The 5,400-nt window shown below is 71.7% G+C and carries 5 protein-coding genes; 3 read left to right on the plus strand and 2 right to left on the minus strand.

What is annotated here, in order from left to right; genetic code table 11:
* Window positions 1–605 precede the first annotated feature (605 nt).
* Window positions 606–1,370: a hypothetical protein gene (locus tag ABZ806_RS44765; RefSeq protein ID WP_500226043.1), complete on the plus strand. Its 765-nt coding sequence runs from the start codon at window positions 606–608 to the stop codon at window positions 1,368–1,370.
* Here ABZ806_RS44765 and ABZ806_RS44770 read toward each other — a convergent pair.
* Both ABZ806_RS44770 and trxA read right to left on the minus strand, forming a co-directional pair.
* Complete coding sequence (locus ABZ806_RS44770) at window positions 1,308–2,159, minus strand: putative RNA methyltransferase (RefSeq protein WP_500226045.1); 852 nt, start codon at window positions 2,157–2,159, stop codon at window positions 1,308–1,310. The two genes, ABZ806_RS44765 and ABZ806_RS44770, sit on opposite strands and share 63 nt — an antisense overlap.
* Before the next feature lie 97 nt (window positions 2,160–2,256).
* Window positions 2,257–2,610 carry a thioredoxin gene (gene trxA / locus ABZ806_RS44775; protein WP_500226046.1) on the minus strand — a complete coding sequence of 118 codons (354 nt, stop codon included), beginning with the start codon at window positions 2,608–2,610 and terminating at the stop codon, window positions 2,257–2,259.
* Between the two features lie 129 nt (window positions 2,611–2,739).
* Here trxA and ABZ806_RS44780 point away from each other — a divergent pair, with 129 nt between their 5' ends.
* Window positions 2,740–3,738: a sigma-70 family RNA polymerase sigma factor gene (locus tag ABZ806_RS44780; protein WP_500226048.1), complete on the plus strand. Its 999-nt coding sequence runs from the start codon at window positions 2,740–2,742 to the stop codon at window positions 3,736–3,738.
* 183 nt (window positions 3,739–3,921) lie between these two features.
* Window positions 3,922–5,271 carry a class II 3-deoxy-7-phosphoheptulonate synthase gene (locus ABZ806_RS44785; protein WP_500226051.1) on the plus strand — a complete coding sequence of 450 codons (1,350 nt, stop codon included), beginning with the start codon at window positions 3,922–3,924 and terminating at the stop codon, window positions 5,269–5,271.
* Window positions 5,272–5,400 lie beyond the last annotated feature (129 nt).

Consider the following 5,400-nt stretch of genomic DNA (forward strand, 5'->3'; position numbering starts at 1 on the left):
ACCTGGTCTGCTTCCGTTGTCAAGCTGATCCGTGAAGATCTTTTCGACGGTCGGAGGCGTCCCAGTCCCCCGCGGCGACGACACACCCCCAGGCCAAAAACCTGGCGGTGATCATTCCGTAGGAGACGCCCTGCGGGCCGGCCACCTCGCGGCGTCCTGCATCCCGTTCTGGGCTTTCGATCCACCTTACACGAGCCCGAGCGCCGCTCGGACCGTTTCCGGAGGATCGGTCCCTGCCGGGCCGGCCGCCGTTCATGGCGTCCTGCATCCCGGCCAGGGCGTCACAGAGGCCAACCGCAGCCGAAGCCGCGGTTATTCCCAGTGGCTTCCCCTGGGCCGTCCCGCCTTCCGGCGTCCCGTGTCCCTTGGGGCAGGAGAGACATTAGGGTCCGTCGTCACCACCGTCAAATCAAGGCACATAAGCCGCCGAGCTCTCTTGTCACCCAGGCACACCATCAGCCTCGCTGACCTCGCCTTTCTGGCACTACGTGCCGCGGGTCACAGTGGGGTAGCGTGCGCGGACGACCCGTCCATCGGCGTCCGGCGCCCGTGGACGGGAAATGGCTCCCGGCACGACACTCGGCCGAGGTCAGGAGGACCACCTCGTGAATGTGCCCGCCGCCGTCCGCTCCTCCGCGGAGCGCCTCGTGGTCGCCGCGACGATGGGACCGACGATCCATGACGTGCACGCGTGGCGGTTCAAGGTCGTCCCCGGCCTGATCGAGCTGCACGCCGATCCGGACAGGTTCCGGCCCATGCACGATCCCGTGGGGCGGGGGCTGCATCTCAGCAGTGGCGCCGCACTCGTCAACCTGCGGCTTGCCGCCGCTCAACTCGGGCACGAGGCCGTGGTCCGGCTGCTTCCCGACGCCGGGCGTCCAGCGGTCCTCGCCTCGGTGCGCCTCGCCGGACGCCATCGGGTGACCCGCGAGGAGCGGCTCCTCTACGCCGCGACGCTGAAGCCCTTCCTCGACGACCGTCCCGCATCGGGAGCCCGGCCGGCGCCTCCCGTCGTCAGCGAACTCGGCGAGGCGGCCCGCCTGGAAGGGGCGGCGCTTCACCCGCTCACGGTCGGAGGCCCGGAGGCGAAGGGATGCCGCGCGGTTCTCACGACTCGCGGTGACTCCCCCGCCGCATGGCTCCGTGCGGGACAGGCGCTTCAGCGCCTCCTCCTCAGCGGCACGGCACGCTCGGTCTCCGTCTCCTTCATGTACGAGACCGTCGACGTGCCGGGGGTCGAGGACGTCACAGAACCCGGCGAGGTGCCGCAGGTGCTGCTCGAACTGACTCAGCGGGTGGCCACGGGCCTACATCAGCCGCCGGTACGTCGACAGGACGAAGGACAGCGGCACCGGCAGCGGGTCCGGTAGCCGCCGCAGCCGCTCCTCGACCTGGTCGGCCGGGACGTGGTGCGCGCTCGGGCCCATCCCCACGAGCGTGGCCGCCTCGCCATGGGTGAGGACGGCCTCCGACTCGATCTCCTGGCGCGCGTCGAACTTGAAGTAGCCCGCGAGTGCGGCGTCCATGCGCTCGGTCTTCCGCTCGTCGACCGAGAGGAGCCCGAGTGGTTCCACCAGCGTGCTCAGGTGCCGCGGCGACGGGGTCACGGTGAACAGCCGCCCGTCGTCGCGCAGGACCCGGTGGAACTCGGCCGCGTTGCGCGGGGCGAAGACGTTGACGACCACGTCCGCGACGCCGTCGCGCAGCGGGAGCGGACGCCAGAGGTCGGCGACGACGGCGCCCGCCCGCCGATGGGCCCTGGCGGCCCGGCGGGCCGCATGCTTGGAGATGTCCAGCGCGAGGCCCGCGGCGCCGGTCGACCGGTCGAGTATCCGGCTCAGGTAGTGCCCGGTTCCGGCGCCCGCGTCGACGACGAGGGAAGGGCCCACGCCGGCGACAGCGCGTGCCAGCCGGTCCGCGGGCGCGTCGAAGTGGCCGGACTTGAGGAACTCGTCGCGGGCCCGCACCATCTCCGGTGTGTCGGCCGTTCCGGGGCGGGCGTTGCCCGGCAGGAGGTTGGCGTACCCCTGCCGCGCGATGTCGAAGGCGTGCCCGCCGGGGCAGAGCAGCCCGCGGCCGGCCAGTTCGAGGCCGGCTCCGCACACGGGGCACACCAGGTAGGGGACGACATCGGCGAGCATCCGTCCATCATCGTCCATCCGGGCGGTGGATCGGGCGCAGCCACCCGCTTCTTTGCCCTCGCGCCGCCCGCTCGCCATCCCCGCGACGCCCGGGCGTCCGGGACTCCGCCCGCCGTCAGCCGTCGGCGCGGCGGCGGACGTCCTCCATGTCGAGGCCGCGGACCTGCTCGATCACGTTCTCCAGCACCGGTTCCGGTACCGCGCCCGCCTCGGCGAAGACGATGAGGCCGTCCCGGATCGCCATCAGCGTCGGGATCGACCTGATCCCGAACCGCTCGGACAGCTCCGGCTCGGCGTCGGTGTCGACCTTCGCGAAGACGATGTCCTCGTGCTTGCCCGCGGACTTCTCGTAGACGGGCGCGAAGCGCTTGCAGGGTCCGCACCACTCCGCCCAGAAGTCCACCAGCACGATGCCCTCGGCCTGGGCCACCTCGTCGAAGTTGTCAGCGGTCAGTGTGACCGTCGCCATGTCGGTTTCTCCTCAGTCGGGGTATCAGGTCGTAGAGCGGCTAACAGCCTCGCAGTATTCCCGTTCGGGAATCACAGAGCGGTAATTAGCGTTGTCCTCTCAGGGAGATCGCACCGGAGAAGGGTCAGGATGGCTGCAACCCGTACAAAGGGCGACAGGGTCGACGTCACCGACAAGGATCTTGTCGGTGCGTACCTCGACCGGATCGGCCGTACTCCTCTGCTCGATGCGCAGGCGGAGGTCGATCTGGCCAAGGCGATCGAAGGGGGCCTGTACGCCGAGCAGCTCCTCGAGGACGGGAGAGTGCCCGCGGGCGCGACCCGCGAGGAGCTGCAGGAGCTGGCCGCGGCGGGGCTGCGCGCGAAGCAGCGCTTCGTCGAGGCCAATCTGCGGCTGGTGGTCTCGATCGCCCGGAAGTATCCGACCGACTCGTTGCCCCTCATCGACCTCATTCAGGAGGGGAACCTGGGGCTGATGCGCGCGGTGGAGAAGTTCGACTACCGCCGCGGCTTCAAGTTCTCCACATACGCGACATGGTGGATCAGGCAGGCGATCGGGCGCGGGCTCAGCCACACGGCCCGCACCATCCGGCTGCCGGTCCATGTGGAGGAGGAACTTTCGCGGCTGCGGCGCGCGGAGCGCCAGCTCGGGCGGGAACTCGGCCGGGAGCCGACCCGCGAGGAGCTGGCCGGGACGCTGGGCGCCGAGGCCGAGCACGTGGACGAGCTGCTGCGCTGGCGGCGCGACCCGGCGAGCCTGGACGCGGCCGTCGACGACGCCGGCGAGACGTCGATGGGCGACCTGCTGGAGGATCCGGACGCCGTCACGCCGGAGGCGGAGATCCTCGCGCTGGACGACATCGAGGGCCTCGCTCGGCTGCTCGACCGGCTTCCGGAACGCGAGTCCGCGATCGTGCGCGCCCGGTTCGGGATGGACAGCGGCCAGCCGCTGTCGTACGCCCAGATCGGCGCCCGGTACGGCCTGAGCCACAACCGGGTGCGGCAGATCACCGACCGTTCGCTGCGGCGGCTGCGCCAGCTCGCGAACGAGACGGATCTGAGCGGGCGCAGGACGCTGGCGCCCGGCTCCGCGCGGGAGACCGCGGGCGCCGGGATCCGCGCGGCCTGAGTGCGTCGCGACCTGTGCGCCTCGCGGCCCGAACGCGCCGCGAGGCCCGGCGCCGGGAACCGGGCGGTCGGCACGACGAGACCGCCCGGTTCGCCGCCTCCGGCCCGTTCCGGGGCCGCGCGCGGCACCGCGTCCGCGGGTTCGGCGTCCCTTGCTGGGCGGGCGGTGTCATAGCCTTTCGGGGTGAGTACATCCGCCGTCACCGGGGACCTCGACGCCTGGCGCGCGCTCCCCGCCCTCCAGCAGCCCGATTGGGACGACCCGGACGAGGTCCGGGCGGCCGCCGCCGAACTGGCGGCCCAGCCGCCGCTCGTCTTCGCCGGCGAGTGCGACCAGCTGAAGACGCAGCTCGCGGACGTGGCGCGCGGTGAGGCGTTCGTCCTGCAGGGCGGCGACTGCGCCGAGACGTTCGGCGGGTCGAACGCCGACGCGGTGAAGAACAAGCTGAAGACGCTGCTGCAGATGGCGGTCGTGCTCACCTACGCGGCCAGCGTGCCGGTCGTGAAGATCGGCCGGATGGCGGGCCAGTTCGCCAAGCCGCGGTCCAAGCCGGTCGAGACGCGCGGCGGCGTCGAGCTGCCCGCCTACCGGGGCGACGCGGTCAACGGGTTCGCGTTCGACGCGGAGTCCCGCCGCAACGACCCCCACCGGCTGCTGAAGGCCTACCACTGCTCGGCGGTCACGCTGAACCTGTGCCGGGCGTTCACCAAGGGCGGCTACGCCGACCTGCGGCAGGTGCACGCCTGGAACCGCGACTTCGTCCAGCAGAGCCCGGCGGGACGGCGCTACGAGCAGCTCGCGGGCGAGATCGAGCGGGCGCTGTCGTTCATGAAGGCGTGCGGGGCGAATCCCGACGAGTTCCACGGGGTGGAGTTCTACTCCAGCCACGAGGCGCTGTTGCTGGAGTACGAGCGGGCGCTGACCCGCATCGACCACCTCAGCGGCCTGCCCTACGACGTGTCCGCGCACTTCCTGTGGATCGGCGAGCGCACCCGGCAGCTGGACGGGGCGCACGTCGAGTTCCTGCGGCACATCCGCAACCCGATCGGGGTGAAGCTCGGCCCGGCGACGTCCGCCGACGACGCGCTGGCGCTGATGGACAGGCTGAACCCGGACGGCGAGCCCGGCCGGCTCACCTTCATCACCCGGATGGGCGCGGGCAGGATCCGGGACGCGCTGCCGCCGCTGATCGAGAAGGTGCACCAGAGCGGCGCGCCCGTCGCGTGGATCTGCGACCCGATGCACGGCAACACCTTCGAGGCGCCGAGCGGGCACAAGACCCGGCGGCTGGACGACGTCCTGGACGAGGTCGCGGGCTTCTTCGAGGTGCACAGGGCGCTCGGCACCCATCCGGGCGGCATCCACATCGAGTTCACCGGCGACGACGTCACCGAGTGCGTCGGCGGCGGCCAGGGGCTCGCCGAGGCCGACCTGCACCAGCGGTACGAGACGGCGTGCGACCCGCGGCTCAACCGGGGCCAGTCGCTGGATCTGGCGTTCATGGTGGCCGAGCTGTACCGCAAGTCGGCCTGATCCCGCGGGAACGGCGAAGGCGCGCCCGCCTGCCGGCGGGCGCGCCGGCGGCGGCGTAGTAGCGCGGCGGCACGTTGCAGGGCCGAGGAGCCGGCACTTGTCGTCCTCGGGCCACACGGCCTTGCCGCC

The sequence above is a fragment of the Spirillospora sp. NPDC047418 genome (genome assembly GCF_040643275.1).
Taxonomy (GTDB): Bacteria; Actinomycetota; Actinomycetes; order Streptosporangiales; family Streptosporangiaceae; genus Spirillospora.

Excerpts from the sequence above, each read along its gene's own strand:
- ABZ806_RS44770 (WP_500226045.1), bottom strand. The coding sequence starts at position 2,159 with ATGGACGATGATGGACGGATGCTCGCCGATGTCGTCCCCTACCTGGTG.
- trxA (WP_500226046.1), bottom strand. The coding sequence starts at position 2,610 with ATGGCGACGGTCACACTGACCGCTGACAACTTCGACGAGGTGGCCCAG.
- ABZ806_RS44780 (WP_500226048.1), top strand. The coding sequence starts at position 2,740 with ATGGCTGCAACCCGTACAAAGGGCGACAGGGTCGACGTCACCGACAAG.